Annotated in this window: 25 protein-coding genes and 1 pseudogene; 13 read left to right on the top strand and 13 right to left on the bottom strand. The window is 52.0% G+C overall.

All coding sequences use genetic code 11. The features are described from left to right. Positions 1-201: 201 nt before the first annotated feature. Positions 202-438 carry a tautomerase family protein gene (locus tag MC50_RS19890; protein ID WP_032695943.1) on the bottom strand — a complete coding sequence of 79 codons (237 nt, stop codon included), beginning with the start codon at positions 436-438 and terminating at the stop codon, positions 202-204. Between the two features lie 61 nt (positions 439-499). On the opposite strand from MC50_RS19890, the gene MC50_RS19885 reads away from it, so the two are divergent. Both MC50_RS19885 and MC50_RS29125 read left to right on the top strand, forming a co-directional pair. After that, positions 500-958, top strand: coding sequence for a winged helix-turn-helix transcriptional regulator (locus MC50_RS19885; protein WP_032695942.1), 459 nt, complete (start codon positions 500-502; stop codon positions 956-958). Between the two features lie 23 nt (positions 959-981). After that, positions 982-1,158, top strand: a pseudogene (locus MC50_RS29125) (LysR substrate-binding domain-containing protein); the annotation flags it as partial. Between the two features lie 145 nt (positions 1,159-1,303). Here the strand turns inward: MC50_RS29125 and MC50_RS19875 are convergent. From MC50_RS19875 to MC50_RS19865, 3 genes are all read right to left on the bottom strand, one after another. Continuing rightward, positions 1,304-1,843, bottom strand: coding sequence for an ester cyclase (locus MC50_RS19875; RefSeq protein WP_047664800.1), 540 nt, complete (start codon positions 1,841-1,843; stop codon positions 1,304-1,306). 76 nt (positions 1,844-1,919) lie between these two features. After that, positions 1,920-2,639: an SDR family oxidoreductase gene (locus MC50_RS19870; RefSeq protein WP_047664799.1), complete on the bottom strand. Its 720-nt coding sequence runs from the start codon at positions 2,637-2,639 to the stop codon at positions 1,920-1,922. A 4-nt stretch (positions 2,640-2,643) separates the two neighbouring features. Further along, on the bottom strand, positions 2,644-3,753 hold the full coding sequence (locus MC50_RS19865; RefSeq protein WP_047664798.1) for an alkene reductase: 1,110 nt from the start codon (positions 3,751-3,753) through the stop codon (positions 2,644-2,646). A gap of 100 nt (positions 3,754-3,853) precedes the next feature. On the opposite strand from MC50_RS19865, the gene MC50_RS19860 reads away from it, so the two are divergent. Then, entirely contained in the window at positions 3,854-4,765 is a 912-nt protein-coding gene (locus tag MC50_RS19860; protein WP_032695938.1) for a LysR family transcriptional regulator, read from the top strand. Positions 4,766-4,921: 156 nt separating this feature from the next. Here the strand turns inward: MC50_RS19860 and brnQ are convergent, their stop codons facing one another. The 4 genes from brnQ to MC50_RS19840 form a co-directional block, all read right to left on the bottom strand. Then, a complete protein-coding gene (brnQ, locus tag MC50_RS19855; protein ID WP_032695937.1) occupies positions 4,922-6,091 on the bottom strand; it encodes a branched-chain amino acid transport system II carrier protein in 1,170 nt (389 codons plus the stop codon). Between the two features lie 83 nt (positions 6,092-6,174). Continuing rightward, entirely contained in the window at positions 6,175-6,981 is an 807-nt protein-coding gene (locus MC50_RS19850) for a PhzF family phenazine biosynthesis protein (RefSeq protein WP_047664797.1), read from the bottom strand. Next, positions 6,968-7,624, bottom strand: a complete 657-nt coding sequence (locus MC50_RS19845) for a helix-turn-helix transcriptional regulator (RefSeq protein WP_032695935.1) — start codon at positions 7,622-7,624, stop codon at positions 6,968-6,970. The genes MC50_RS19850 and MC50_RS19845 overlap by 14 nt, the downstream gene beginning before the upstream one ends. A 13-nt stretch (positions 7,625-7,637) precedes the next feature. Continuing rightward, a complete protein-coding gene (locus MC50_RS19840) occupies positions 7,638-8,000 on the bottom strand; it encodes a RidA family protein (RefSeq protein WP_032700102.1) in 363 nt (120 codons plus the stop codon). A gap of 376 nt (positions 8,001-8,376) precedes the next feature. Here MC50_RS19840 and MC50_RS19835 point away from each other — a divergent pair, with 376 nt between their 5' ends. Beyond that, positions 8,377-8,829 carry a GNAT family N-acetyltransferase gene (locus tag MC50_RS19835; protein ID WP_102047545.1) on the top strand — a complete coding sequence of 151 codons (453 nt, stop codon included), beginning with the start codon at positions 8,377-8,379 and terminating at the stop codon, positions 8,827-8,829. A 37-nt stretch (positions 8,830-8,866) separates the two neighbouring features. Further along, complete coding sequence (locus MC50_RS19830) at positions 8,867-9,958, top strand: helix-turn-helix domain-containing protein (protein WP_223306620.1); 1,092 nt, start codon at positions 8,867-8,869, stop codon at positions 9,956-9,958. Here MC50_RS19830 and MC50_RS19825 read toward each other — a convergent pair. The 3 genes from MC50_RS19825 to MC50_RS19805 all read right to left on the bottom strand — a co-directional run bounded on the left by MC50_RS19825 (position 9,900) and on the right by MC50_RS19805 (position 13,092). Beyond that, positions 9,900-10,955, bottom strand: coding sequence for an alpha/beta hydrolase family protein (locus MC50_RS19825; RefSeq protein WP_072025006.1), 1,056 nt, complete (start codon positions 10,953-10,955; stop codon positions 9,900-9,902). The two genes, MC50_RS19830 and MC50_RS19825, sit on opposite strands and share 59 nt — an antisense overlap. A 247-nt stretch (positions 10,956-11,202) precedes the next feature. Next, the gene (locus tag MC50_RS19820; RefSeq protein ID WP_047664795.1) at positions 11,203-11,544 is read right to left on the bottom strand and encodes a TonB family protein; all 342 of its coding nucleotides are present in this window, start codon (positions 11,542-11,544) and stop codon (positions 11,203-11,205) included. A gap of 660 nt (positions 11,545-12,204) precedes the next feature. Then, on the bottom strand, positions 12,205-13,092 hold the full coding sequence (locus MC50_RS19805) for a LysR family transcriptional regulator (RefSeq protein WP_047664794.1): 888 nt from the start codon (positions 13,090-13,092) through the stop codon (positions 12,205-12,207). A gap of 159 nt (positions 13,093-13,251) precedes the next feature. Here MC50_RS19805 and MC50_RS19800 point away from each other — a divergent pair, with 159 nt between their 5' ends. From MC50_RS19800 to MC50_RS19790, 3 genes are all read left to right on the top strand, one after another. Continuing rightward, positions 13,252-13,833, top strand: coding sequence for an isochorismatase family protein (locus MC50_RS19800; protein WP_047664793.1), 582 nt, complete (start codon positions 13,252-13,254; stop codon positions 13,831-13,833). 80 nt (positions 13,834-13,913) lie between these two features. Further along, positions 13,914-14,666 (top strand): pirin family protein, encoded by a 753-nt coding sequence (locus tag MC50_RS19795; RefSeq protein WP_046852655.1) that lies wholly within the window; start codon positions 13,914-13,916, stop codon positions 14,664-14,666. Positions 14,667-14,944: 278 nt separating this feature from the next. Further along, positions 14,945-16,000, top strand: a complete 1,056-nt coding sequence (locus MC50_RS19790; protein WP_032695926.1) for an alkene reductase — start codon at positions 14,945-14,947, stop codon at positions 15,998-16,000. 417 nt (positions 16,001-16,417) lie between these two features. Here the strand turns inward: MC50_RS19790 and MC50_RS19785 are convergent, their stop codons facing one another. Together MC50_RS19785 and MC50_RS19780 are read right to left on the bottom strand one after the other, a co-directional pair. Continuing rightward, positions 16,418-17,035, bottom strand: coding sequence for a LysE family translocator (locus MC50_RS19785; RefSeq protein WP_032695925.1), 618 nt, complete (start codon positions 17,033-17,035; stop codon positions 16,418-16,420). Positions 17,036-17,320: 285 nt separating this feature from the next. After that, a complete protein-coding gene (locus MC50_RS19780; RefSeq protein WP_047664792.1) occupies positions 17,321-18,238 on the bottom strand; it encodes a LysR family transcriptional regulator in 918 nt (305 codons plus the stop codon). Between the two features lie 103 nt (positions 18,239-18,341). On the opposite strand from MC50_RS19780, the gene MC50_RS19775 reads away from it, so the two are divergent. From MC50_RS19775 to fabF, 5 genes are all read left to right on the top strand, one after another. Continuing rightward, entirely contained in the window at positions 18,342-19,550 is a 1,209-nt protein-coding gene (locus tag MC50_RS19775) for an MFS transporter (protein WP_047664791.1), read from the top strand. 446 nt (positions 19,551-19,996) lie between these two features. Continuing rightward, positions 19,997-20,554 carry a winged helix-turn-helix transcriptional regulator gene (locus MC50_RS19770; protein ID WP_047664790.1) on the top strand — a complete coding sequence of 186 codons (558 nt, stop codon included), beginning with the start codon at positions 19,997-19,999 and terminating at the stop codon, positions 20,552-20,554. Further along, positions 20,538-21,581, top strand: coding sequence for an HlyD family secretion protein (locus tag MC50_RS19765; protein ID WP_047664788.1), 1,044 nt, complete (start codon positions 20,538-20,540; stop codon positions 21,579-21,581). Before MC50_RS19770 ends, MC50_RS19765 begins: the two co-directional genes overlap by 17 nt. Next, on the top strand, positions 21,578-23,140 hold the full coding sequence (locus MC50_RS19760) for a DHA2 family efflux MFS transporter permease subunit (RefSeq protein ID WP_047664786.1): 1,563 nt from the start codon (positions 21,578-21,580) through the stop codon (positions 23,138-23,140). The genes MC50_RS19765 and MC50_RS19760 overlap by 4 nt, the downstream gene beginning before the upstream one ends. 19 nt (positions 23,141-23,159) lie before the next feature. Beyond that, positions 23,160-24,434: a beta-ketoacyl-ACP synthase II gene (gene fabF, locus MC50_RS19755; RefSeq protein ID WP_047664784.1), complete on the top strand. Its 1,275-nt coding sequence runs from the start codon at positions 23,160-23,162 to the stop codon at positions 24,432-24,434. Positions 24,435-24,478: the final 44 nt, after the last annotated feature.

Here is a 24,478-nt window from a genome sequence, read left to right as displayed (position 1 = left end):
AGTATGGCGTTTTTTTTGCACTGGGTTTATGCGCTTTTTTTTTTATGCATTTGGCCTGTTGGTTTTATTAATAGCTGAAACCGTCAACCGAAAGAAAGTAAAAAAGGAGCGGACATGGATATAGTCCGCGAATTGATCGCAATTTAAATCTTTATATTGAATGTCGCAGTGGTGATTTTAGTAAAAACGACGACATGTGAGTCAGGACTGCTGTGGTGGTGCAAATTTTGCAGCAATCATTTGAGATGTGGGTTGCATTCCCCCCAGACTCCACTGCTCAGGCTCATGCTCATCAATCCGGATCCATACCGAACGCCGAAACTCCGGATCACCTTTCCCCTCAATTTCAACAATGAGGTCAGTCATACGACGTAACAGCTCATTTTTTTGTTCCGAACTCATAATTCCTTTAATGGTTTGCACATTTACGAAAGGCATATTATTCTCCTTAAATATCTGGGTCTAAAAATCATACTTATGGTAGAAGGCAAAAGAACACATGTCAAAAGATAATTCATTACCCTACTTGTCACCTGAGCTTTGCGGGCTAGCAGCGGCGGCGGAACTACTTGGAGATCAATGGGTGTTGTTGATCCTAAGGGAGGTTTTTTACGGGGTTACTCGCTTTGAAGCGATGCGTTCTCATACAAAAATGACGAAGCAGACATTGGCAAACCGATTAAAAAAAATGACTGAGCTCGATTTACTTTGCAAAATCCCCTATCAAGAAGAAGGCTCACGTGAGCGCTATGAGTATGTACTCACGCCAAAAAGCCGCAGTTTGGCGCCGATCCTTTTTTCCATAATGGAATGGGGGCATAAAAACCTATTGCACGATGAGCCGCATATTTCTTTAGTTGATAAGGAGAAAGGGGAATTAGTATACAGCGCTTTTATCTCAGCAACGGGGGCAGTTGTTGATGCTAAAAATATCCAGATAGTTCCTTTTAGACGTTAATTGCCACTAAGAACCTTTTTTAGGAAGAGATGGGCGTCGCCCTTGTACCTGAATCCGCCCTGCCGGAAACGTTGCGCAACCTCTGCGTAGTGCCTGTGACACCCGCTATACACCGTGAATTTGGGCTGGTTTGTTCGTCATCCGGAACCTCTTCTGATGCAACGCAGGCGCTACTTAATGCACTACGTAAACGAGGATGAACCATCAAGAGTTAATCATTTCGCCTTGCTAAACGACCGCTCCTGGCACGGAGCCGACTATCAGATTCGGCCCCGTTCAGTTCATCAACTTTATCAGTCAGTCTGCCTGGCTCCCGGGCAGCATGCTCCTTCCTGAGCCGTCATTTTATAACACACCCAGTTGTTTCATCAGAGCCAGGTTATCTTCAAGATGCCAGTTGGCGATGATTTTATTATTTCTGACCTGATAGATATCCGTTGCGATAAAATCAACCTGCTGGCCCTTACCTTTCAGTTTGCCGAAGGTTCCCGTGAAATGTCCGCGGAAATGCAGATGTGATACGACTCGATCGCCTGCAACAATCATCTGCTCAACCTCGCAACTCAGATCCGGGACAGCGGTACGGAAGGCGCGAGAGGCCAGAAGTGCGCCTTCCGGTCCCTGTTTGCGGCCCTCAGGCGGCGTCTTATCGACAAAATTATCGGCCAACGCCTCACGGGCCAGAGCTTCATCACCCGTATTCCAGAATGTCGCGTAACGTCTCGCGACGGTTTCAAGCGCAGCCTCGCGAGCTGATAACAGGTTGTTTTCCGCAATCAATTCATGGGGTTTCACCAGCTCAAGCGGTGCAGAAAACGCAGCGCTGGCCACGGATAGCAGCATAAGCGCCACCAGCCGGGAAGGATAAATCGTCAACTTTTTCATAAAAAAGTCCTGTGTGTTGCCTCAAAGAAACAGGTGACCCGGGCACATTCAACCGCTTGCGGGTAAAACGTGAGGATTAGTGAATCAGCGCGCCGCCTTCGATATCCAGCAGGGTTCCGGTGACAAAGGGATTGTCCATCACGAACAGATAGCCTTTTGCGATGTCCTCTGCCCGCCCGAAGGCTTTTGCCGGCAAATTTTCAGCGGCAGACGCAAGCAATTTTTCGCGGGCAGCAGGATCCATGCCTGCGTAAGCCTCGGTATCCGTCAGCCCCGGACTCACCGCGTTGACCCGCAGCGGAGAAAGCTCCTTCGCCAGCACCTTAACGGCTGACTCCAGGGCCGCGTTCATAGTGGTCTTGACGATAGCGCCCGCGACAGTGCGGCGGGAAACAAAGCCGCTGGTCAGCGTCAGGGTACCCCGGGCCTTAATATTTTTACTCAGATGCCTCGCGACATGGATACTGCCCCAGAATTTGGTATCGAAAGCCAGTCGGGCCTCGTTAAGATTCAGTGAAGCGAGCGCCCCGCCGGGTGCCTGCGATCCCGCCGTCACAATAATGTTATCTACCTCTCCGAGCGTCTGGCTAAGCTGGATCACCTCCTCCTCTTTGCTGATATCAAGGACGACAGTATCCACAGATGCGCTTTTCTGGCTCAGTAACTGTCTGGCCCGCGCCAGCTTTTCACTGTCCCGTCCGGCAAGGATCAGGCTTTCTCCCTGTTCAGCCAGAGCACTAGCCACAGCAAAGCCAATGCCGGAAGTCCCGCCAATAATTAATGTTTTTTTCACCATCACTTTATGCCTCGTCGGTTTTGTAGCACGGATAATCGGTATAGCCTGCGCTGCTTCCGCCAAAAAGCGTGGCGGGATTGCTTACCGTCGTTAATGGAAGGTTATTCCTGAGCCGGTACTGCAGGTCAGGGTTGGCGATGAACGGGCGGCCAAAGGCAAACAAGTCGGCCAGCCCCGCCTTCAGTAGTTTGTCCACTTTGTCCTGGGTATAATTTCCGGCGACAATGAGAGTGCCGCTAAAGGTGGCGCGTAATGCTTCACGAAAATCAGCAGGAACCTGAGGCGCATCGTCCCAGTCAGCCTCTGCCAGATGGATATAAGCGATACCTTTCTTTTCGCACCATGCAGCCAGCGCGAGGATCGCGTCAATCACCTGCGGGTCGTTCATTCCGCGCTGGGTGATGAACGGGGAAAGGCGTATGCCCGTGCGCGTCGCGCCGATGGCGTCGCTGATGGCTTCCAGCACCTCCTGCGCAAAACGGATCCGGTTAGCCAGGCTGCCGCCATACTCATCGGTACGTTGGTTCGATGTCCGGCGAAGAAACTGATCGATCAGATAACCGTTACCGCCGTGCACCTCAATACCATCAAAACCGGCGCTAATGGCGTTTAACGCGGCCTGCCGGTAATCAGCAATTATCTGCTGAATATCGGCATGCTCAAGTGCCCGCGGCTCCGGACAGTCGACCATATGTCCTTCCCCCTGCTCATCAACAACCCATACCTGAGCATCCGGCGCGAGCGCAGAGGGCGCGACAGGTTTGCCATCTGCATGGAAACCCGCATATGACATGCGCCCAACATGCCAGAGCTGGGAAAAGATAATGCCTCCTGCGTGGTGAACGGCTTCTGTGCTCAGCCGCCATCCTGCAACCTGTTCAGCGGAGTGCAGACCGGGTGTCCAGGAGTACCCCTGCCCCTGAGGTGAAATCTGCGTAGCTTCCGTAATGATCAAACCCGCGCTGGCGCGCTGCTGGTAGTACGCCGCCATAAGTGCTGAAGGCACGTTTCCCGGCTGTAACGCCCGCGCCCGGGTCATTGGCGCCATCACGATCCGGTTTTTCAGGCTGAGAGTCTTCAGCTGGTAGCTATCAAAAAGTGTACGATTTTCCATTTTCTATCCCCCGTAATGAATTGTTGAAAATACTTTACGTGGTGAGAGATATTTTGATAATGGCATTAAAATATGATTGTCTTTTCAGGATTACTGAATAATGGGAAAGCTTGAAGATATGGCTCTGCTGGTTGCAGTGGTGGAGGCAGGCGGGCTTTCAGCCGCTGGTCGCCATATGGGACTCTCGCCGGCCACCATGACCGCCAGGCTGAAGGCGATTGAAGAGCGTTATCAGACCCGTCTATTCCACCGCTCCACTCGCGCCATTACCATGACTCGTGCCGGTGAGGAGTTCTATCACGCTGCACTGCGCGTACTGGATGAAATGAACCATGCTGAGTCGCTACTTACGCAAAAAGAAGGGGTGCTCAGCGGTAATATCCGCATTTCGGCCCCCTCCGATTTTGGCCGACAGTATCTCAGCCCGGCCCTGCTCGATTTTTCCCGGCTGCATCCGGCAGTGAAAAGCTCGGTATACCTGGGCGAAAGCGTCAAAGATCTGGTAGCCAATCGTCTGGACATGAGCATTCGTTTCGGAAACCTGCCCGACAGCAGCCTGGTCGTCAGAAATATCCGCCCGAATCATAGGGTTCTGGTCGCCTCAGCCCACTATCTCCGGGCGGCAGGCACACCAGGTTCCATTGAGGATTTACACAACCACCGATGCCTGGCGCTGGAACTGCGCGGAAGGGTCATGAACGAATGGCGTTTTGAGCACGACGGTAAACAGAGCACATTGCGCTTTACCCCAGCCATGGTATGCGACGATGGCGCGCTACTCCGCCAGTGGGTGCTGGCGGATGCGGGTATTGCCAGTAAGTCATGGTGGGATGTAAAGCGTGATGTGGAGCAAGGCAGACTGCAACTGTTGTTTGCTGAAAGTTTTATTGGGTTTAGCCGCCTTGATAAAAAAAATGTCGGGCTGCAATTTGTCTACCCGCAGCGACGGCTGCAGCCGCTGCCGGTTACCGCCTTCACCCAGTTCTTTATCGACTGGCTGGAAAATGAGTAGAAATCGACGGCCTGCTCCCCGTATTTTAATTCACCGTTACGTTACCTGGCTCGAAGCGCAGAGAAAGCAAGGCCATAAGATCCGCTATGAGCGAGGAGCGGAAGCTGAAGTTCACGTGCTAACTGAAGGACAACTTCCGAAGTCGCGGCTGTTCATTTAGGATTTTACGAACAGACTCATTATCCCCACTCCCAGGGCGCTATAGAAAAGCAACTGATACAGATTAGTCGGCACTTCTATCCATTTTCGAACGATGCCCAGCGCAACCACGACCAGCGCAGCAGGATAAATGGCGCACAGCACGGGAACCGCCATTTCGGTGAGAGAGTTCAGTCCCAGCACGGCAAGTGCTGCTGACACCATCAGGGATAGCGTCACCAGCAGCCCATAAGACGCGCCGGTCGTCTGGTTGAAATAGCGCGCCGTTCCGGTCGTCAGACCAATAGCCGTGACCAGACAGGCCAGGGTAATGATCGCCGCCAACAGCACCTGACCATAAACGCCAAAAACAGTTTCGACATAGGCGCTCATCACCTGCATACCGTTCATTGCGCCCTGCACCGGACTATGGGACCCCATCGACAGATAGCAGATATAAATCACAGCCAGACCTGCGGCAGCGATAAAGGCTGCGGCGGTGGAATGAGTGAAGATACCCCGCGGATGGTTGACCCCCCGCTCCTTGAGCGTATGAGTGATAATGGCACCGAAGCATAGCGCACTGATCACATCCAGGGTTTGATAACCGTTGACGAATCCTGTACCGAACGCGCGAGTTTCATACGCGGCTGTTGCTGTTGTGAGTTCGCCAATAGGGTGTAACCAGGCACACACGCCGATAAAAATCAGGGCACTTATTTTAATCGGCGAAAGGAAGAAACCGACAATTTCCAGTAGTTTTCCCGGTTTTGCCAGCGTCGCGCCAGCAAGGCCAAAGAAAGCGGCGGAAAATATCATCTTCTGCATCAGGGAGCTACCCGTGCCGTCGGTGATGACTTCGTAGCTAATCGTCGCGGTGCGCGGCGTGCCAAAGAACACCCCCAGTGTTAAAAAGCAAATGCCAATAAAAATCAAGCCCGGCCATTTGCCTAAGGGTTTCGTTAATTCCGCAATATCACCGCCATTAATGGCAAGGGAAATAATCGCCAGCGCCGGGAATAAAACCGCTGTGATAATAAAGCCAAAGCCTGCATTAAAGGCGTTTGCGCCCGCCTGCATGCCGACCAGCGGCGGGAAAATAATATTGCCTGCGCCCAAAAAAAGCGCAAGTGTCATCCCGCCAAGAGCCATTGTCTCTGGCAATGAAAGTCTGGTGTTTGCTGTCATTATTAACTCTTATTATATAAATATCATACTCTGGAAGGCGTGGTCATTATCTGCCCGGTCACCGTTCCGGTCATACATCGTCATTACAACTGGAATATCCCTTCGATGGTCATGCGTGCGAAACCGTGCAGTTCCACGCGCCCGTCATCGCGAACCACACAGCGCAACGCCCCTTTACGCTTCCCGCCTTGTTGAGCGGTCAGAACATTTTTCCCCGTACGCGCCGCCCAGAACGGAGCGAGGAAGGTGTGTGCCGATCCCGTGACCGGATCTTCGTTCACGCCGACCTGCGGGCCGAACCAACGGGACACAAAATCAAACTGGTTATCAGCGGCGGTCACGATCACGCCGCGGGTGTCGAATACAGCCAGCTTGTTGAAGTCAGGATTAAGCCCGTCGATGATGGTTTTGTCATCGACCAGTACAATCAGATCGTCCGATTTCCACACCCCTGTAACGCCGCCGGTAATGCCAAGGGCTTCCAGAAGTCCGTCAGGCGTATCAATCTTCGTGACCGATTTAGCCGGGAAGTCCATGCACAGCTCATCCCCGTTCTTACTCACCGTCAACAGGCCGCTACGGGTGTGGAAGCCGATAGTCTCTTGTTGGTAGCCAAGCTTGTTGAACAGCACCCAGGATGCTGCGAGAGTGGCATGACCGCACAAATCCACTTCAACCGCAGGCGTACACCAGCGCAGTTGATACCCCTCCTCGACCGGCACAAAAAAAGCGGTTTCAGAAAGATTATTCTCCGTGGCGATGGCTTGCAGAACATCATCAGGCAGCCACTCAGTTAACGGGCAAACGCCCGCCGGGTTGCCGCCAAAAGGTTGAGTGGTGAAAGCATCAACCTGATAAAAAGGAATTACTGCGGTGTCAGGCTTTGTCATTTAATTTATCCAGATAGTTGTAAACGGTGTACCGGGTGACACCCAGCGCTTTAGCGACGTGATTAACGCTGCCTTTAATCTTGAAAAAGCCCTGAGCATGTATTTCAGAAATAACCCGCTTTCTGAAATCGATTTTACTTTCTGAACCCGTAGGTCTGAATTTCGAAATAACCTCATCCAGGGATTTATCCTGAATATCACCCAGCGGATTTTCTGGTGTTTCAGCCGCGGCGGCCGGATGGAGTAAATAGTCCAGATCGCGTTTGAGTTTTAACACCACGTCCATATCGACGTTAATGCAGAAAGCGACTAACGGCACGCCGTCATCGCTGTAATAAATCGTCGATGCGCTATTCAACGTGGTGCCAGAGAGTGTGGTGGTGGTATATCCACTGAATACCTGACTGGGAACACGCTTCGAGGCATCCAGTAAGCCTAAGAATCCCGTGTCATTTTCCGGGCCGGACAACAGCGCATCACCGGCTTTCCTGCCGCTGACGTGTCCATTAATGATGTTTATCACGGACGCTTCGGGACGGGTAAGGTCATGCAGCACCGCTTCTGTGTTTAAGGGAAGCGTGGTTCTCAATGCTTCAAGCGAAGCCGTCAGAATAGTGATTAAACGTTCACGTTCGTCTTTCATTTTGCTCTCCCCATCAGACTACGGCCTGGACTTCTATTTCGACGTCTAAATCAAAAGCAAGGCGGCTGGTGACAACGCTCCTTGCGGGGAAACCTTCCGGGAAGAACGCGCTGTAAGCGGCATTGAATTCGCTAAAGTGCTCCATGCTGCTTAGCCAAACCTGGACTTTCACAATGTTGTTCAGCGTGGTATGCGCTCGCGCCAGAGTTTCCCGGATGGCATGCATGATATGCCGGGTCTGCTGGGCGACAGAGCCATACAACGGCTCACCTTCGGGGCTCATGGCGACGTGCCCGGAAAGAAAAACAAACCCGTTCACCCTCACGGCGTCTGAAAAGGGAAACGGTTTGGTCGTGGGGTAGCGTACGATAGACATGTGTCAGATTTGCCCTAAAGAAAGTTGAGTAGCACGGTAGCATGACTTCATTTGCAATTAAACAAAATTATCATTTTAAACATTTGTTGATTTTATCACGGTCATTTATCTCCCCTCGCTGAGCATCGACAGATATTTTGTTGACGGGACTGGACATGCCCTGAACCCTGTTTGAGTACTCTAAGTCCGGGCATGCCCGCCTCTGGCACGAAGCGGACGAGTTAACTGAGTGGAAGGTGCGCTCTGAGCGAGGGGCAGATCAGACGTTGCCGCAACGGGAGATTTCGCTCCCGGATGTTAAGTCGCTGGAGTGGGACTGCAGCTTTTGCCGTCAAAATCCTTTATGCTGTGCCAAACTCCTGTACAGGGTATGACCATGATAATAGTAGAGAAAGCAGACCCGTTAGATGCAGAATCTCATCGGTTAATCGAAATGCTGTCATCAGAACTTGCCGCTATTACCGGTGATAATGGCAAAAGCCATTTTGCCATTGACGCAATAAATGGCGACAATTCATTATGGGTCCTGGCAAGGAATACTCGTGGCAATGCGATAGGATGTGGCGCTATCAGGCCAGTAACACAACATATAGCTGAGCTTAAGAGGATGTTTTCAGACCGAAGCGAGCCTGGTGTTGGCCATGCTTTACTCCGTTTTCTGGAAACATCGGCAAGGGAGATGGGATACAGCGAACTCTGGCTAGAAACCCGGCTCATCAATCATAAAGCTGTCCGTTTTTACGAAAAAAATGGATATGTCCGTATTGAAAATTATGGTCCCTACATAGGCAGGAAAGAGGCCGTTTGTTTCTCAAAGGCATTGCATTAATGGCGTCCTATGTCCGCTTATGGTTGAAGGAGACAGATTGCCTTCATGGGTGCAAATATTCCTCGTGAATTTTTATGATGGTACTGTGGTTATGTTTTCTGTTCCCTTCCCTGTTATTACTTTGTTTGCACTATTGTTTTTAATAGTCGTTGCGCTATTTCCTGAAAAAAATCGCCACAGCGGTACCCTGCGTTTTCTTATCGCCTGCACAGTCCTTCTTTCTGTAAGCACGCTGCGCTGGGAATACGAGTCATCCATGCTCAGGAATATTCAATCCGTCCTGGCAATACTTCTGCCCCCTCTCGCATGGCATAGTTTCATCTCAATGACTGAAACCAGTAAGCAACGTCGCTGGCTAGTGCTGCTTTTACCCCCGACCATTGCATTTTTGATCAGGATAGTTTGGCCGGTTGCGACTGACTTCATCCTGTTTATCCTGTTTATGGGATACGGATATGGTCTCTTTCGTATTGCATGGCAGGGGGAGCATCACTTCACGCTGAACCGACTGGCGGAGTCAGCACATACGGTAAAGATGGCTTTTTTCGCCGGCAGCTTTCTGTGTCTATCTGCGCTGACAGATCTTGCGATTATATTTGACTTCAACATCACCGGTGGAAAACAGGCCCCGGGTATGATTGTCATTTTCCAGATGACGCTGCTTCCTCTCATCGCCGCGGCGATTGTCAGCGCGGGAAGGACAACGGTATCAGGAAATGATAACCGGGAAGAAACGCCCCCCGAAAGTGTTGTGAGATCCTCAGGAGAGTTTGAGGCGATTTATCGCAGACTCGAGAAACAAGTCCGTGAAACACAGATTTATCTTAATCCCGATCTGACGCTGAGTGTTCTGGCCAGAAAAACAGGCATACCCGCGCGACATCTTTCAAGCGCAGTTAATTCTGTGAGTCAGTGCAATGTATCGCAGTGGATCAATGGCTTCAGGATTGAACGGGCAAAGGAGCTGCTGTTAAACCCCCTGCTGCCCGTGACGGATATAATGTTGGAGTCGGGATTCACCACTAAATCAAATTTTAATCGTGAATTTCTGCGCGTTTGTGGTGTGTCACCTACTTTGTTCCGGCAGAAGATGCAGTGTAATCAAGCGAAGAATTCAGGAACTCACTGATCTTACGAACCAGATTTTGATGAATACTCGATCTCTTTGCATGGGGGCCATCCTGGCAAACAACTTCATCGCCAGGTGATTCTTCGTTCAGGAGATTTTCAGCACCGGGTTTACAAAGCTGCATAAAACTGAAATGTGTTGCGCCTTCGACGATCTCATATTGCCTCCAGCCTGGGTTCATTTTGGCAGCCAGATACCCAGACTCCTGTCCTGCAGGTAATTCTGCCAATCTGTCCGCCTGTGCGGCTAAAATCAGGACTGGAATGTTAATAGCATTCAGACTCTGAGGGGTAAACCCCGGCGCTAATCCTGAGTCAAGAGAGACAACAGCCCGGATCCTTGCATCCCTGTTATTTGCGGATATTTTTTCCACGGAAAGCGCGTCATTAATGCCCAGCTTTTCTGTTAACCGGCAGTCGCCGCGTTTGGGATGGTTTTGACAATCGTTGATAAACAAGGAAGGGTTAAATCGCGCACCCGCTAGCGACATGACTGTCCATCCGCCCAGAGAATGCCCTAAAGCCGCAATACGCTCCTTGTCCGTTGCCCCGAAAAGTGCCGGGGAGTCGATGACGAAATCAATAACCCGGGAAATATCGTGCGGACGTCGCCACAGCTTTTTAGCCTCTGGAGGATTCTGATCAAATGTAGTCGTGCCTGGATGATCCGGGGCGGCAACAATATATCCCTCTGCGGCCATCGCCGCAGCAATCCAGGACAGATTCCGCCAGTTGCCGTTGTATCCGTGCGAAATAACCAGGAGAGGATGTGCTCCAGGTAATGGTGGCGCATCGGGGTTCACCATAACGCCAACAAAAGCGGGATTACTTCCTGTATTCACTGTTCTTCCCTCAGAAGAGGCTGGATACCACACCGTCACATTTAGAGTTTCCGACTTTGGGTCTGATAACTTTATCTGACGAAAGCCTGGAGATGCCTGTACTTGTATGACGTAAAAGAAGACAGACAATAAACAAAAAACGCGTATGCACATCATAATATTCCTGTGGAGATGAATTTGTGCAACTTGTATATATCAGGTTCGGTATCCGGGCGTCCTGGAACACGATTGAGGTCGTGAATTTGGTTTTTTTCAGCATTTTACATGTACATCTCTTACATCAGAGTGTCTGAGTGTCACTCCCAATGCATTAAGCGTTGTTGCTATGTAGTCGCTAAATTGAGATATCCGTCTTGGGGATGCGGACGTTTTCCTGGACGGGTTATGTTGTCAGCAACAGGTGCTAACGTCTGGTGGGGCGAATCATGACTACTATTCTGTGATCTTTTCCCGGTTTCCCTTTTTCATAGCGCCATTCATTTTTCATGATACTGATGACTTTATGTTCAAACTCCGGAGTAGTTGTCGATTCAAGGATTTGTGTATTCTGAACTCTTCCGTTTGCATCAACATCAAACTGTACCCGCAGGGCACCCGGCAGTAGCTTTCCGTTCTTATCGTGAGCGGTGATAGCTGTAGTTGCAGAGGAAGTGCTGCCAGAGGGTGTGCTGTCGCTGGCCTGTGTACCAAAGCAGACAGCCAGAAGAAATGGCAGGATGAGAGTGAGTAGTCTGATAGATTTCATAAAGCGTCCATGTCTTAAAATTAACCATATGATAGATATCCTTAATGGTTAAGTACACAGCCAAACAACCCAATGAAGATGGCACAAAGAGGCAGCGAGATAGTCAGCGCCTGCATAGCTGTATCGACGCAATTCGCCTTGCTTTTAAGGGCAACCTGCAGGATTTGCTGCTGACTCATCAGTCATAGTGTTCTTCACCCCATACCGCTATCCGTTTCGCTGCTAACATCAGGCTTAAAAAATTGCGAAGAACTCTTTGCATGACTGATACCGCAGCAAATGAGATAGCGCCACACTTACCCTTACTCTTTGAAAATGAAGCCAATGGGATTCTTCAGGATCCGATCGGTGCGGGGATCGTGCTATATTTGTCACATGGGTCTGGCTCTCACCGGCACTGGCTTTTACTCCTTTGCTGGCGCGCTTATCTTCTTTGGTCCAGGCTGGAACTTCCTGTACCTGCCCTTGTTACAACAACATTCAGTTCTGCTGAAAAAGGTCTGGCTCAGGCTGCGAAACCGATCTGCCAGCGATATCGGCTCTGGCAGATAGGTTTGGTCTGCTTCCAGGTCAAGCTGAATGCGAAAGCGGTGATGGTGGGTTCAATCAGCGGTAAATCACCCACTGTAACGAGTATGACCGGGAGCAACACAACGCGCGTCAGTCCGCCTTCTCGCTCAGCTTCTCACGCATAAACTCAATAAAAACCTGCGTTTTCGCAGGGAGCAGTCGCGTTTCAGTCAGAGCATAAACCGTGACCGCTTCAGCCTTCCAGTCAGGCAATACCCGGGTCAGTTTATTATCCGCAACGTCTTCCCCGACAATTTTGTCAGGCAAAATCGCAATACCTGCTCCCATTGAGGCAAAACGACGCATCATACCAATGCTGTTCATCTGAAAGCGCCCGGAAGTTCTGATGCTAATCCGGCTTTCTTCGCGATATAAGTGCCAGTGACCGGACTTATCCTGCCGCATACCAATACATTCATGATCCGTCAGCTCATCAGGGTTACCGGGATTGCCATTCTGAACTAAATAGTCGGGGGATGCGTAAAGGCTGCGTGAAAGCGACCCGAGCTTGCGTGCAATGAGGCCGGAATCGGGCAGACTCCCCATGCGAACTGCCAGATCATAGGGCTCCGACACCAAATCAACATTTCTCGGCGTTAAATCAAAATCGAAGCTGATACCCGGATAGCAGTCCGAGAACGCTTTAATCAGCGGCGCGAGAATCACCACCGCAAAATCGGCCGGCAAAGAGACTCGCAGCATACCCTGCGGCTGAGCCAGGAGAGAACCCAGCTGCTCATACGCCAGACGTGCTTCATCAATGATGCGCCGGCTTCGTTCGTAATAAATCTGACCGGCTTCGGTCAGTTCAATCTTGCGCGTCGTCCGGTGTAACAGCCTGAGGCCGATAAACTTTTCAAGCTCATTTATTTTACGCGACAGCGTGGAATTTGGCATGCCCAGAGCCTGAGCTGCGCCACGAAAACTGCGCGCTTTGACAACTTCGACAAAGTAGGACATGTGGTTAAGAAGTTCCATGTTTATTGTGCCATGAATGGAATATTCAATTCTGATTTTAGCTATTTATCCCAAAAATTAACAGGATATACTTTAAATATTCGCAGGGGAAAACCTGCATAACCCCTGACAAATACTATATACGTCAGTCAGTTAACCAAAACCCACAGGATTAATTTTATGAGCTTTGAAAAATTCACCTCTGACAATGCCGCCATGCTGTTGATTGACCATCAGGTCGGCACCATGGGCTGGGCTAAATCCATGGCGTTTGACGAACTTAAACGCAATGCGCTAATGCTGGCTAAATCTGCCGCCATTCTGGATATGCCGGTGGTTCTTACCTCAAGCATGGAAGAATATGCGCAGGGGCCGCTGCTTGCAGAACTGAAAACTATTCTGCCAGAAGAATTTGAAGCACGAATCAAACGCATGGGCATTGTTAATGCCATGGACGATGAGAACTTTGCCGCCGCGGTTAACTCTACCGGCAGAAAGAAACTGATTATTGCAGGCGTAACTAACGATGTCTGTACGGTCTACCCGGCGCTGTCGCTGGTTGCAGCCGGGTTTGACGTACAGGTTGTTGCGGACGCCGGTGCCTCACCAACCAAAATGGCTGATGACATTGCGCTACGCCGTATGGACAAAAATGGCATTACCCTGACGACAACTAACCAGCTAATTGCTGAGCTGGCAGGAAGCTGGGCAACACCTCAGGGGGAGAAATTAGTCCAGGTATTAATGGAATCCTTTCAGTAATGAATAAGCCAGCAGCCTCGTGCGGCAGCGCTTTACGCCTTCCGTGCGGGTCTGCCTTCCCGGATAAGAGAATCACAACAATGCTTAAAATTGAAAACAGCAGAAAACAATCGCATGGCTCTGGCGGGTTCGGTATCGATATCCTCTGGCCGGGAATGGTACAGAATTCAGATGACAGTGGTATTGGGGCAATTGGCCGTATTGACCAGGCAAACGTAAAAGCGGGAACGGTCATTCCCATGCATCCGCATAAAGATGATGAAATTCTCACTTACATGCGTAAAGGCAGAATGCTGCATCTGGACACGGTCGGTAATGAGGAAGAGATTACTGATACCCGACTGATGCTCATGAACGCCGGACATACCTTCCAGCATGAGGAACGCATTCTGGGTGAAAAAGGTGAATCAATGCAGTGTCTGCAGATTTTCATTCGCCCCTCAGAAACCAACCTGACACCTCAGGTTCAGTTTCATGATTTCGGCACGCCTTACAGTGACAATAACTGGCGGCTGATTGCCGGCCCTGAAAACGCACCGTTAACTTTTCGTTCTCAGACGTGGGTACAGGACGCGCGGCTTGCTGAAGGTAGCGAGCTGACGCTGCCGGCGGTACCGGTCAGTAGCGCGGTGCGCCTGTTATATGTCTTTGAGGGCGCAGCCCGGGTTGGTGAAATCGCCCTAAATACTGGAGAGAGCATGATTATCGAAGACGGCGACGTTCACACCGTCATCGCGCTGGATACCACTGATCTGGTGCTCTTCACCACTGATCCCGCGGCAAAAGTATTCCGTGGCGGTATGTTCAGTGGCAATATGCGCCCGCACCGGTAAAGGTATTTATAAAATTTCACAGCAGCTCAGTCATTCTTTTCAATTGACAAGCAGAATACAGCACTTTGAATTTTTCACTCACCGACGTTGAGTGATGTTTATCACCCGGAATCCGGATATTACTTTTTAATTTTAATTCAATATTAAAAACATCATGTATTACTGAAATTTTTATGTCTCCAGTCAGCATACTGAACACCTGCATTAATTTTTTGTTCTTTATTAATACCGCGCTGTTTTACCGACCTGACTTTTTATCAGGCTACAGGAAAAGAAAAATGGATAAAATATTTACCCCGTTCAAACTCGGGCAGTTAACGCTGAATAACCGTCTGGTGATGGCCCCCATGACCCGTAGCCGTGCTGAATATGACGGTACGCCGGCTGACATTGCGGTTGAATACTACGCACAGCGCGCCGGGGTGGGCCTTATCGTTGCAGAAGGGACGCAGCCCAGCGATGACGGACAGGGTTACTTAATGACGCCCGGTATTTACACCGACGCACACGTGGCGGGCTGGAAACAAATCACGTCAGCCGTTCACAATAAGGGCGGTCATCTGTTCATCCAGCTTATGCATACCGGCCGCATGAACCATCCTGACAATACGCCGCACCATCGTCAGGGCGTGGCGCCTTCCGCTATTGCCCCCGGCGTACAGATGTTTACTGCAACCGGCATGCAGGATATTCCGGTGCCACGCGAACTGACAACGGAAGAAATCCGCAGCACGGTTGCTGATTTCCGTTATGCGGCACGGCGTGCTGTTGAGGCTGGTGCCGACGGCGTGGAAATCCACGGCGCTAATGCCTATCTGATACACCAGTTTTTAGCACCAAGCGCCAACCAGCGCATCGATGAATATGGCGGCTCCATTGAGAACCGTGCCCGTTTTGCGCTGGAGGTGGCGGCAGCCATTGCAGAAGAGATTGGTGCAGACAAAACCGCGATCCGTCTTTCCCCGGGCAGCCAGATTTGGGGTATTAATGAAGGTGAGGAAGGCCCGGCGCTTTATCGTTACCTGGTTGCTGAATTGAATAAGCTCGGACTGAGCTACCTGCACATTATGCACATGGGCAATGAGGAACTGCTGGGTGAACTGCGGGCGTTATGGACGCAACCGCTGATCCTGAATCGCCCCGGGAAAAGCAGAGAAAACATCGGTGATGATATCCAGTCCGGTCTTGCCGAACTGGAATCTTACGGCCAGATGATTCTGGCTAACCCGGACTTTCCAGAGCGGGTGAAAACAGAGGCGCCGTTGAACAGCGCAGATCCGACGACCTACTATGGCGGTGGTGTCAAAGGATATACTGATTATGCCAAAATGTAGTCAATTTATTATGCCCTGAAAGGGCGTAGCAAGCCCCTTAAAAAGAAGTCTCTGCCAGTCGTGGGAGATTGAAAGCCAAACACAATAAGACAGAACCAAAACCAGATGAAAACCACGCCCACAGGGCGTGGTTTTCAGTTGGCAATAAAAAAGGATATGTCTTTAGGCATATTTTTTACTATCACCGTCCAACGATATCGCGCTTGTCTTGCGGGGTGATGGTCTTCATTAGCCCCACTACTTAAACTGTTTCCAGTTACCCACACTTATACTCACTCAATGAGTCACTCGAATATTGACGAGTCCGGCCGTTGAACCCACGGCACAAAGCGGACAGAAGTAGGACTTACTGTCTGCTTTGTGCGAGGGGCCGACCTTAATGTTGCACATCCATAGGCTAGTTTGTAATCGTTTGAATTACTTTAACAGAAGCCGTATTCCCAGAAAGGCCATGACTCCCCCGCTTAATTTATCGATGAACTTACGGTATTTAATGTAAGTCTGACGCGGCCCGTCCGTTGATAATACGCATGCTACGACTGCATACCACAGTACATCAATAGCGAAAGCCATTAAGGGCAGGATAATATACATGGCAGGCTGAATGTTTTTACTAAGCGCGGCGGAAAAAATACTGGCAAATACCAGAGCGGTATGCGGATTACTAATTTGCGTGAATACGCCAGTGAGAAAAGCTTTTGAGGCGCTGACTTCCTCTGTCACGGCAGAATCGATAAACTTGTTTGCAGGACGCCGAAAGATTTTTAACGCAAGCCATAACAGATATAAACCACCGGCAATCTTCAGGCCTGTGTAAAGCGATGGAACCAATGTCAGCAGAGTGTGAAGGCCCGCTAACGCGATGGCGGCAAAAATAAGCGCACCAAAACCCATTCCGGCCGCCACAGATAACGCCGTCCGTCTTGAACTGGACATGGCCGTGCGGGCAACAAGAAGAAAGCTGACTCCCGGGCTCATAGCGCCAAAAAGGATAGCAACGCCAATCGCAGAAAGCGCAATCAAATCATTTGTCATTCATCTTCTCCCTCATACTAAACGTCAGCCAGTGTCGAACCACACATCTCATGAATCGCTCCCAATTGTCACCATAGCACAACGTCAGCAACTTCCGCCTCTGGCAAAGAGCGGACTGGACATGGCGTTTAGTTCTGGCGTGTAGTCAATGTGGGTTTTCGTTTCATGGCAACGTCCCCTCTTCTTGAACAATAGCGTGGCATCGAGCCGTTGAGCTCACAGCGAAATACAGGCGCTGGAAATTCATTTTACCAACGGGACCCACTGTCGCGACTCAATGCCGCCTTATGTTGCTAAGGAGATATTGCTCAATTTCTGATGCATGAAGTCAATGAGCGCTCTTGTTTTAGCGGGCAAGTAACGCCGATCGGAATAAAGGGCGAACAATTGCAATGGGGCTGGCGATTGTTCAAACTCAATCTCGATTAACCGTCCATCGCTAATGTAGGGTTGGCAGGCTTGTTTCGATAGGATTGCAAAACCCACGCCTGCTACCGCAGCGCGTCCTGCCATCTCTCCGCTGTTTACCCGATAATGCCCTTTAACCTTAATTGTCTCGAATCCCCCCTTCATATTGACAAACTGCCAGGGGGCACCTTTCAGCGCACTTACCGTTGTAATGCAGGGTAATTCTTCAAATTGCCGAATATGAGAAGGGGTGCCATAGCGCTGAATGACGGAGGGGGCTGCAACAATGGTGCAAGGGATAGTCACCAGATGCCGGGCTATGTAGTCACTGTCATCCATCTGACCACGGGTAATAATAATAGCTAAATCCAGATCATCTCTCAGGGATTCGAGGCCTGACAAATTTGTAACACAGCTGATCTCCAGGTCCGGGTACTGACAGGCGAAATCGGCAATAACAGAACCCAGCAATGCAGGACCTATTTCATTGGGAATACAGATGCGTAGTGGCCCCTTGAGCTGCATTTGCCGCAACGTTAGCTCGGTCTCAGTTTGTTCAAGCGCCTCCAGTAGTGGCTTCGCGCGGATATAGAGCAGGTGCCCCGCCTGGGTGAGTTTCATATGTCGGGTGCTACGCTCAATAAGCTGAAGATTCAGTTTTTCTTCTAACTGAGAAATACAGCGACTCACGTTTGATGCCGGCATTGCAAGGACTCTTGCTGCCCCAACGAAACTTTCTCTTTCAACCACCGCGATAAACACTTTCAGTGTATTAAAATCAAGCGCTGAACGCATCAACTATCCCATATTTGATAATAATAAGTGCCATTTTTACCATCTAATGAACATCATTGATAGTGGTTAAACTCGGATATCTTTCAGCCACAGGTTGCTTACTATGACACTGGTCACACAGACGTTTAATCATAAAACCCTCATGCGGATAGCCATTGTAATGGCTTTTGTCCAGTTCACTAATGCATTGGAATATATGGCGTTAACACCCGTTTTTGCTTTTATGGCCGAGGGGTTTTCGGTTCCTGTATCATTTTCTGGCTATGTCTCTGGTATGTATACGCTGGGTGCAGTGCTTTCTGGGATCGTTGCTTTTTATTGCATCGATCTGTTTAATAAAAAACAATTCTTGCTCACGAATATGGTGCTATTGGGAGCACTAACATTTTTGCCCACCCTCACTACTCATTTTGACATTCTTCTGGCACTGCGATTTTGCGCAGGAGCGGTTGGTGGTACGACAATGGGTGTGGGTATGAGTATTTTAATAAATTATGCCCCGGCAAACTTACGTGGAAAAATGCTGGCAACGGTAATTGCGTCATTTTCGCTGGTCAGTATCGTCGGCATGCCAGCGATATTATTTTTATGCACGCACTATGGTTGGCATACTGCGCCAGGGTTAATCAGTTCGCTTTGTCTGTTATCTTTACCGTTGATAATATTTATTATCCCTAAGGATACGGCCCCATCAGGCGTGAAGAGGAATCTATCTATTGATGCTCAAACCTTACTTTTCGCCTCTTGTACTGCCCTTGTACAATTCAGTCCAATGCTGATCATTCCCATTTTGGCGCCCTTAATGACGCAGTATATGGGCGCACAACAAAACCTATTACCTTTATTGTTCTTAAGTGGCGGGATAGCCGGTTATCTGTCTACAAAAATAACAGGCATGCTGACATCGCGTTTATCTGCTCTGATGCTGGCAACAATTTCAACTCTGTTCCTGGTGGCAAGTTTGCTGATTCCGGCGATGGGTTATCATAATGTATTTCTATTTATAACCTTATTTCTTGGCGCTTCATACAGTCGGCTGGTTTGCGCGTCGTCGGTTGCTGTCCAGTATCCTGAGGATGAACAACGAGCCAGCTTTACTTCACTACAGACAGCCATGATGTACCTGATAACAACTCTCGCATTCTTTCTGTCTTCCTTATTACTACCGGACCAAGGAATAACAACGCAAAATCTGAACAGACTGCTGGTTGTCAGTGCATTAGCCGCCTCTGTATTTCCCGTAATGGTCATAATACTTCAAAAGAAACTGGCTAAACGCACTATCCCGTCTGACCACTTCATCATTGATTAGCATAACGTCCGCTCCTGCCGCGGAGCGGACCGTCAGACTCTGCTCCGTTCGGTTTCAGGCTGTCTGCCCCCCTTCCCCATAGACGACATCCCGGCTTCCCCTGCCTTTTATGACACGAGTCATTAACTAACACGCTAATAAATAATAAAAATACGACAGAATGAAGGGACCAGGCACAATGCGATTGTTTATTGGCATAACGTATGGCGCTCCGGCAATCAACCCCCTTAGCGCCCGCTCAATTCGCTTCCGTCACGCTCTTACCCACCCCGGCCCCTGCACCACCGTTTTGCGCTAAGCCGTGTCACCCCATATTGGTCTATCGCCTGTGTACCCTAACGCCTGCGCCATGAATCTGCTGAGAGATCGTTTTTTAAGTAACTTGCATTTTGATAGTTACTATGTCAATTTGCTCCCGAAAGCCACCTATCTATCCGGGCCAGTCCATGAAAAATGAACCGCTTTGCCACGCTCCCTGCCCCATCGCCCGTAGCCTTGGCCGCATCGGTGACAGCTGGAGCATAATGATCCTGCGCGACGCCTTCGCCGGCTTTACCCGCTTTGACGAGTTCCAGAAAAGCAGCAACGTCGCGCCGAATATTCTTTCACGCCGCCTGAAGGCGATGGTAGACGACGGCCTGCTGGAGAAGGTTTGCTACAGCAGCACACCGCCGCGCTACGAATACCACCTCACACAAAGCGGCCGCGACTTTCGCATGGTACTGCTGGCGCTGGCGGAATGGGGTAACCGCCACTTCTCACCCGAAGGCCGTCAGATGCAATTGGTGGAAAGTGAAACCCAGCGGCGCGTGGAACCGATCCTGGTCGATAAAGCGACCGGCGAAGAGATTATTCCGGGTAAATACACCATGGTGCCGGGACCCGCCGCTTCGCCGATGATGAAATACCGTCACGACTATCTGTTGCGCAAACGCGAAGGCGATAGCGGGCAAAAATTCCAACCCGAACCCTACCGGGATGCCAGCAATGAACCCGGCCAGTAAGAAAAGCGCCTTCGTCCTGGCGGCACTCGCCGTCGCCGCACTGGCGGCAGCGAGTTACGGCGCTTACTGGTGGCATACCGGGCGCTTTATCCAGACCACCGATGATGCCTATGTTGGCGGTGATATTAGCGCCATCTCCAGCAAAATCTCTGGTTATATCCAGCAGCTGGCGGTGCAGGACAATATGGCGGTGAAAAAAGGCGATCTGCTGATTCGCATCGACGACCGCGATTACCGCGCCGCACGGGCAAAAGCCGTCGGAGAAGTGGCGGCGCAGCAGGCCGCGCTGGCCGATATCATTGCCACCCGCCAGCTACAGCAGGCGACGATTGCCGCTTCTGCGGCCTCGTTACAGGCCGCCGCCGCGGCGGCCGAAAAATTGGCTAACGACAACCGGCGCTATAACGCCCTGGCCGCGTCGAGCGCGATTTCCGCACAAATCCGCGATAACGCCTCCGCCGATTACCGCCGGGCGCGCGCCGAGCAGGATAAAGCAAAAGCGGATAAAACCGCCGCCGAACGCCAGCTGGCGGTGCTGGATGCCCGCCAGCAACAAACCCTGGCCGCCCTGACCCAGGCCCAGGCTAACCTCGAGATGGCCACGCTGAACCTCAGCTATACCGAAATTCGCGCGCCGTTCGATGGCGTGATTGGCAACCGCCGCGCGTGGTCCGGTTCGTTCGTCAGCAGCGGCACGCAGCTGCTGTCGCTGGTTCCCGCGCACGGCCTGTGGATTGACGCCAACTTCAAGGAAAACCAGTTGGCGCATATGCGTGCCGGCCAACCGGTAACCATCGTGGCCGATGTGCTGCCGAACCGCACCTTTAAGGGCCATGTCACCAGCCTGGCACCGGCGACCGGCTCACGCTTCAGCATTCTTCCTGCGGAGAACGCGACGGGGAATTTTACTAAAATCGTTCAGCGCGTACCGGTTCGCATTGCGCTGGAAGGAGAAGGGGCAAAACTTGACGTACTGCGCCCAGGGCTATCGGTAGTCGTCACCGTGAACGAAAAGAGCCGCCGATGAGCACCGCTCAGGCGCTGTCCGTCCCGCAGGGTCTGTCGATGCCGATGACGCAGAAAATCTTCGCTTTCGCCAGCATGTGCGTGGGCATGTTTATCGCGCTGATCGATATCCAGATCGTGTCCGCCTCGCTGCGGGATATCGGCGGCGGCCTCTCGGCGGGCGACGATGAAACCGTCTGGGTACAAACCAGCTACCTGATCGCCGAGATCATTATTATCCCGCTTTCCGGCTGGCTGGCGCGGGTCATGTCGACGCGCTGGCTGTTTGCCGCTTCCGCGGCGGGCTTCACGCTGATGAGTCTGCTGTGCGGCTGGGCGTGGAACATTCAGAGTATGATCGCCTTCCGCGCTCTGCAGGGGCTGGCGGGCGGATCGATGATCCCGCTGGTTTTCACCACCGCCTTCGCCTTTTTCCAGGGTAAACAGCGGGTCATCGCCGCCGCGACGATCGGCGGCCTGGCCTCCCTGGCCCCCACGCTTGGCCCGACGGTGGGCGGCTGGATCACCGAAAACTTCAACTGGCACTGGCTGTTCTTTATCAACGTTATTCCGGGGATTTACATCGCGGTTGCCGTACCGCTGCTGGTGAAAGTCGATAGCGCTGACCCCTCGCTGCTGCGCGGTGCCGACTACCTCAGTATTCTGCTGCTGGCGTTATCGCTCGGCTGCCTGGAATATACCCTCGAAGAAGGCCCGCGCTGGGGCTGGTTTGACGACGCCACCCTGACGACGACCGCCTGGGTCGCCCTGCTGTGCGGCGTGGCGTTTATTATCCGCACCCTGCGCCATCCGCAGCCGGTCATGGATCTCCGGGCCCTGCAGGACCGAACCTTCAGCCTCGGCTGCTATTTCTCGTTTATGGCCGGCGTCGGCATCTTCGCCACCATCTATTTAACCCCACTGTACCTCGGTAGCGTGCGCGGTTTCAGCGCCCTGGAAATTGGCCTGGCGGTATTTTCCACCGGCCTGTTCCAGGTGATGTCGATCCCGTTTTATTCGTGGCTCGCCAACCGCGTCGACCTGCGCTGGCTGCTGATGGCCGGGCTGATCGGCTTTGCGATGTCGATGTACAGCTTTGTGCCGATAACCCACGACTGGGGTGCCGACCAGCTGCTGCTGCCACAGGCTTTTCGCGGACTGGCGCAGCAGTTTGCCGTCGCGCCTACCGTAACCCTGACGCTGGGCAGCTTGCCTCCCGCGCGCCTTAAGCTGGCCTCCGGGCTGTTTAATTTAATGCGCAATCTCGGCGGCGCCATCGGCATCGCCCTGTGCGGAACGGTGCTTAACGACAGGACCAATTTGCATTACAGCCGCCTGGCGGATCATCTGAATAACGCCAACCTGGCAATGAGCGATTTTGTTCAGCGCAGCGCGGCAAACCTTGTCGCTCAGGGGATCTCCCCGGATGCCGCTCATACGGCGGCGCTGAAAAATCTTTCCGCACTGACGCTGCGGGAGGCACGAACACAGGCATTTTCCGATGCTTTTTACCTCATCATGATCGGTTTTTTGATTGCCGCGCTGCTGGTTCCCTTAATGAAAAAGCCGCCGGCACACTGATATTACAGGAGAGTTGATTATGGGCGTTTCAGCTAAACGCATTGTCGTGACCGGAATGGGGATTGTCAGCCCTCTGGGCTGCGGCGTACAGCACGTCTGGCAGTCGCTGCTAGCAGGTAAGTCAGGTATTACCAGGCTTAGCGAGCAGATGGTCGAAGACATTCCCTGCAAAGTGGCCGGGCAGGTTCCGTCCATCGAACGCGATCCGCTGCACGGTTTCGATCCGCAGGCGACCATCCCGGCCAAGGAACGCAAAAAGATGGATCGCTTTATCGAATTTGCGCTGGTTGCCGCGCGTGAGGCGCTAACGCAGGCCGGGTGGTCGCCTGCATCAGCGGCAGAACAAGATCGCACCGCAACGGTAATCGCCACCGGGATCGGCGGGTTCAGCGAGATCGCCCATGCGGTACATACAACGGACCAACGCGGGCCGCGTCGCCTGTCTCCGTTCACTATCCCCTCTTTTCTTGCCAACCTGGCCGCCGGACATGTGTCTATCGCCCACGGTTTCCGTGGCCCCATCGGCGCGCCGGTCACCGCCTGCGCGGCAGGCGCACAGGCCATTGGCGATGCTGCACGGATGATCCGCAGCGGCGAGGCGGATATCGCCCTCTGCGGCGGCGCAGAAGCGGCAATTCATCGCGTTAGCCTTGCCGGGTTTGCCGCAGCAAGAGCGCTCTCCAGCGCATCCAATGACCAGCCGGAAGCGGCTTCCCGCCCCTTTGACCGCGACCGCGATGGTTTTGTGATGGGAGAAGGCGCCGGGCTTATCGTGATTGAATCGCTGGAACACGCGCTGGCGCGCGGCGCCACCCCGCTGGCAGAGCTGGTCGGCTACGGCACCAGCGCCGATGCTTATCACCTGACCGCTGGCCCGGAAGACGGTAACGGCGCGCGTCGGGCCATGGAAATGGCCATTCGTCAGGCGGGGGTGGCAGCAGAAGAGATTGACCATATCAACGCCCACGCCACCTCGACTCAGGTCGGAGACAAAGGCGAACTGGCGGCGATAAAAAGCCTGTTCACCACGCATCCCGTCGCCATTACGTCAACGAAATCAGCAACCGGCCATCTGTTAGGCGCGGCCGGCGGGATTGAGGCCATCTTCACCATTCAGGCGCTGCGTGACCAGGTGGTACCGCCGACGCTGAACCTGCATCACCCCGATGAAGACGCGGAAGGCCTGAACCTGGTGGCGCGGGTGGCCCGCCCGCAGAAGATGCGTTATGCGCTGTCGAACGGTTTTGGCTTTGGCGGCGTCAACGCCAGCCTGCTGCTGAAACGCTGGGAATAATGGTTCCGCTCCCCTTCTGGCAATCGCCGGCGGGGGAGTTCCAT

The organism is Klebsiella planticola (assembly GCF_000783935.2).
GTDB classification, from domain to species: Bacteria; Pseudomonadota; Gammaproteobacteria; order Enterobacterales; family Enterobacteriaceae; genus Klebsiella; species Klebsiella planticola.
Note: the sequence above shows the minus strand (reverse complement) of the source record. Positions and strands in the feature narration are given on the sequence as shown.

Excerpts from the sequence above, each read along its gene's own strand:
- MC50_RS19890 (WP_032695943.1), bottom strand. The coding sequence starts at position 438 with ATGCCTTTCGTAAATGTGCAAACCATTAAAGGAATTATGAGTTCGGAA.
- MC50_RS19885 (WP_032695942.1), top strand. The coding sequence starts at position 500 with ATGTCAAAAGATAATTCATTACCCTACTTGTCACCTGAGCTTTGCGGG.
- MC50_RS19875 (WP_047664800.1), bottom strand. The coding sequence starts at position 1,843 with ATGAAAAAGTTGACGATTTATCCTTCCCGGCTGGTGGCGCTTATGCTG.
- MC50_RS19870 (WP_047664799.1), bottom strand. The coding sequence starts at position 2,639 with ATGGTGAAAAAAACATTAATTATTGGCGGGACTTCCGGCATTGGCTTT.
- MC50_RS19865 (WP_047664798.1), bottom strand. The coding sequence starts at position 3,753 with ATGGAAAATCGTACACTTTTTGATAGCTACCAGCTGAAGACTCTCAGC.
- MC50_RS19860 (WP_032695938.1), top strand. The coding sequence starts at position 3,854 with ATGGGAAAGCTTGAAGATATGGCTCTGCTGGTTGCAGTGGTGGAGGCA.
- brnQ (WP_032695937.1), bottom strand. The coding sequence starts at position 6,091 with ATGACAGCAAACACCAGACTTTCATTGCCAGAGACAATGGCTCTTGGC.
- MC50_RS19850 (WP_047664797.1), bottom strand. The coding sequence starts at position 6,981 with ATGACAAAGCCTGACACCGCAGTAATTCCTTTTTATCAGGTTGATGCT.
- MC50_RS19845 (WP_032695935.1), bottom strand. The coding sequence starts at position 7,624 with ATGAAAGACGAACGTGAACGTTTAATCACTATTCTGACGGCTTCGCTT.
- MC50_RS19840 (WP_032700102.1), bottom strand. The coding sequence starts at position 8,000 with ATGTCTATCGTACGCTACCCCACGACCAAACCGTTTCCCTTTTCAGAC.
- MC50_RS19835 (WP_102047545.1), top strand. The coding sequence starts at position 8,377 with ATGATAATAGTAGAGAAAGCAGACCCGTTAGATGCAGAATCTCATCGG.
- MC50_RS19825 (WP_072025006.1), bottom strand. The coding sequence starts at position 10,955 with ATGATGTGCATACGCGTTTTTTGTTTATTGTCTGTCTTCTTTTACGTC.
- MC50_RS19820 (WP_047664795.1), bottom strand. The coding sequence starts at position 11,544 with ATGAAATCTATCAGACTACTCACTCTCATCCTGCCATTTCTTCTGGCT.
- MC50_RS19805 (WP_047664794.1), bottom strand. The coding sequence starts at position 13,092 with ATGGAACTTCTTAACCACATGTCCTACTTTGTCGAAGTTGTCAAAGCG.
- MC50_RS19800 (WP_047664793.1), top strand. The coding sequence starts at position 13,252 with ATGAGCTTTGAAAAATTCACCTCTGACAATGCCGCCATGCTGTTGATT.
- MC50_RS19795 (WP_046852655.1), top strand. The coding sequence starts at position 13,914 with ATGCTTAAAATTGAAAACAGCAGAAAACAATCGCATGGCTCTGGCGGG.
- MC50_RS19790 (WP_032695926.1), top strand. The coding sequence starts at position 14,945 with ATGGATAAAATATTTACCCCGTTCAAACTCGGGCAGTTAACGCTGAAT.
- MC50_RS19785 (WP_032695925.1), bottom strand. The coding sequence starts at position 17,035 with ATGACAAATGATTTGATTGCGCTTTCTGCGATTGGCGTTGCTATCCTT.
- MC50_RS19780 (WP_047664792.1), bottom strand. The coding sequence starts at position 18,238 with ATGCGTTCAGCGCTTGATTTTAATACACTGAAAGTGTTTATCGCGGTG.
- MC50_RS19775 (WP_047664791.1), top strand. The coding sequence starts at position 18,342 with ATGACACTGGTCACACAGACGTTTAATCATAAAACCCTCATGCGGATA.
- MC50_RS19770 (WP_047664790.1), top strand. The coding sequence starts at position 19,997 with ATGAAAAATGAACCGCTTTGCCACGCTCCCTGCCCCATCGCCCGTAGC.
- MC50_RS19765 (WP_047664788.1), top strand. The coding sequence starts at position 20,538 with ATGAACCCGGCCAGTAAGAAAAGCGCCTTCGTCCTGGCGGCACTCGCC.
- MC50_RS19760 (WP_047664786.1), top strand. The coding sequence starts at position 21,578 with ATGAGCACCGCTCAGGCGCTGTCCGTCCCGCAGGGTCTGTCGATGCCG.
- fabF (WP_047664784.1), top strand. The coding sequence starts at position 23,160 with ATGGGCGTTTCAGCTAAACGCATTGTCGTGACCGGAATGGGGATTGTC.